3 protein-coding genes are annotated in these 2,407 nt (G+C 37.9%); 1 reads left to right on the top strand and 2 read right to left on the bottom strand.

The genetic code is table 11. The features are described 5' to 3' along the window. Nucleotides 1–380: 380 nt before the first annotated feature. Nucleotides 381–1,391 carry a hypothetical protein gene (locus tag AAFM34_RS20760; RefSeq protein ID WP_341666155.1) on the top strand — a complete coding sequence of 337 codons (1,011 nt, stop codon included), beginning with the start codon at nucleotides 381–383 and terminating at the stop codon, nucleotides 1,389–1,391. A 236-nt stretch (nucleotides 1,392–1,627) separates the two neighbouring features. Here the strand turns inward: AAFM34_RS20760 and AAFM34_RS20755 are convergent, their stop codons facing one another. Then, entirely contained in the window at nucleotides 1,628–2,116 is a 489-nt protein-coding gene (locus AAFM34_RS20755; protein ID WP_341666153.1) for a hypothetical protein, read from the bottom strand. Then, a partial coding sequence (locus AAFM34_RS20750) for a hypothetical protein (protein ID WP_341666151.1) occupies nucleotides 2,106–2,407 on the bottom strand: 302 nt, incomplete at its 5' end. The genes AAFM34_RS20750 and AAFM34_RS20755, both read right to left, overlap by 11 nt.

Here is a 2,407-nt window from a genome sequence, read left to right as displayed (position 1 = left end):
TGATTAACATTGATTGTCTCTCAATTAAGTGTCCTGTTTCATTAGACCAGTACAAATGATGTGGCTATTAATACAAAACCAGAAGCATTCATTAAAATCCATCGAGATTGAATACAAAGGACAACTTAATCGCTTGAATAAGGAGTATCCTGAACACCATAAAAAAATAGTTTCCGAGTTCTCTGATTTAGATAAGAGACACCGAACGCAGAGATTTCAGCTTAACTTTTTCTTACTTCTAATTGTTGGCTTAATTCTTACTGTTTATACACATTTAGATATATCGGTGAGTACTATTTGGGAGCGTATTTGTACTTGGTTATTAGAAATTTCAACTAATGGGTGGGGAATTGTTACAAATTTTTCGATGGAGCATGTGAATGGTGAATAGAGGACTCTATTCTTCTTTGATTAAGAATGACTTGTATAAAAGCAGTGATAAAAAATGGATCGTGGCGTTGGAAACGTATCATCGATACTGGTATGACTTGGTTGTCAATACAGGTGAGGTCGCCGATTATTTTGATACAAGGCAGTTGATAGTCAATCACCTCAAGCGCATTAAAGCTGAAGTTGAAGACCACCTCGAGAAGAGGTTTGTATACTTTATTTGCTCTAGAGAACGAGTAAGATTTAACACTAAAAAAAGGCCGACATTTAATAGGTTTTCTGGAAGAACAAAACTACACCTATTAATTGGTGAAAAGGCCAAAAAAGTAAGTATTAAATGCACGTTTGCTGATATAGACACTGGGAAACACTTCAAGCCCGATATTCAGATCACAGATAAATATATTACTTTGAAAGATGTTGACGGACATTTAACAACTTATTCAGTGCATGATTTTTTAGAGCAATCAGGGATAAACCTTGGCATAGACAGTAGAGTTGAATATGTTGGTTATACAAAGAACCCGCACACTAGGCCAACAAATGGATCTCATACAGGCTTAAGTGATGTTTTATACCAAATAGCAGAAGAAAAAAGAGATTCTTTAATATACTTTAATGTTTTTCGGGTGATGACACAGGCTATAAATACTCAGTTAAATGTCAACTTTCACATCGCTAATGCCATGACAAACGAAGTTGATACAGAACTTGAGGGGCAGATTTTAGAAAAGTGCTTCCTTTTCTATTTTGATTCAGAAAACCAAACTAGAAATAAGAGCAAAGAACGTAGAGAGCTAGAAAACAATCTATTAACGCTGGCAAAAGAAAATAAAATCAAAGAGATACATGTAGCTTATGAATTTGAGGTTCCAAATGAGTATGGCGTCTTTTCTTCTTCTAGAGTTCCTCCTGATATTAGGCACATATTTACTGTTTCTAAAAAAAATAATGGAATAGCGATTCGTCAAGGTTCCGAAATTTTCTCCAACTTGCTATGACCATTCTCGAGTCTTTTCAACAATCTAGTTACAGGCTATCCCTCACGTCTAAAATGGGGGTATAGTCTCGTCGTAACTCTCTTTCGACATCACAGGACTAAGGGATCAGGTTTTGCTACCGGTGAGTAGGTTGAGTCTTACTTATCCTGTATCGGTGTTATAGGTGAGTCGCCGCAGCGAATCTAACTCCCTCCTGTCCAATTCCTACCGACCTATCAATAAGAATTGGACGTGTCTTAAAACAATCCCTGTGCTTTTAGCAACTGAAGCGCATCAAATGGAGTCGATAAATAGGAGGCGATAAACTTTTGGGTATCTTCAATACCAATTTCGTTGACTTTCTGCTGTAAATCTTTATCTCCCTCCACAAGACTTAGCCATTCATTCAATGGCTTTTTATCACCAGAGTAGGCAACGTAATTAACCAAAGAGCTGGTATACGTTTGACGCTCTTTTAAAGAACACTGCTGTGACGCATAAGCAAAACCATATTGGATAACAGTTTGTTTTTCAGACTTATCTAGTTTTGTAAACCACTCTGTATCAAGTTCTTTTGAATAATCAAAATCTTTCCTTATTGACTTGCATTCAGATACACGCTGATTGAGAAGGGAGTAATTGGAGTCCATTTCATGTTTAAGCTGACTGGCCCAAGCGTCGAGATTCTCAGATTGAACTGACAGGCTGCAAAGAGCCAACCCTATTAGCAGAGGTTTAAAGCGCATTATATACACACTCCCAAAATTTACGTTCCTCACCTGATGTGTCTAGTGATGCCTTCAAAGCTATTTGTTCTAAACGCTCGCGTTTAACAGGCGCAATCGCCATCACAGACTCATGGTATAAATTCCAATCGTATGTCGTTGCGTTATAGGAAGCCGAGGCGATGGCAACACCCCTGTATGAGTCCCGCCCTGCAAAGATTTGGAAAAATGGCAGAACTTTGATGATACGCTCCAAAACCGTTGACATATCGGTAATGTGGTTCATTTGTTCGATATAATCGATCGTGCGAG

The organism is Vibrio sp., assembly GCF_038138445.1.
Classification (GTDB): Bacteria; Pseudomonadota; Gammaproteobacteria; order Enterobacterales; family Vibrionaceae; genus Vibrio.
Note: the sequence above shows the minus strand (reverse complement) of the source record. Positions and strands in the feature narration are given on the sequence as shown.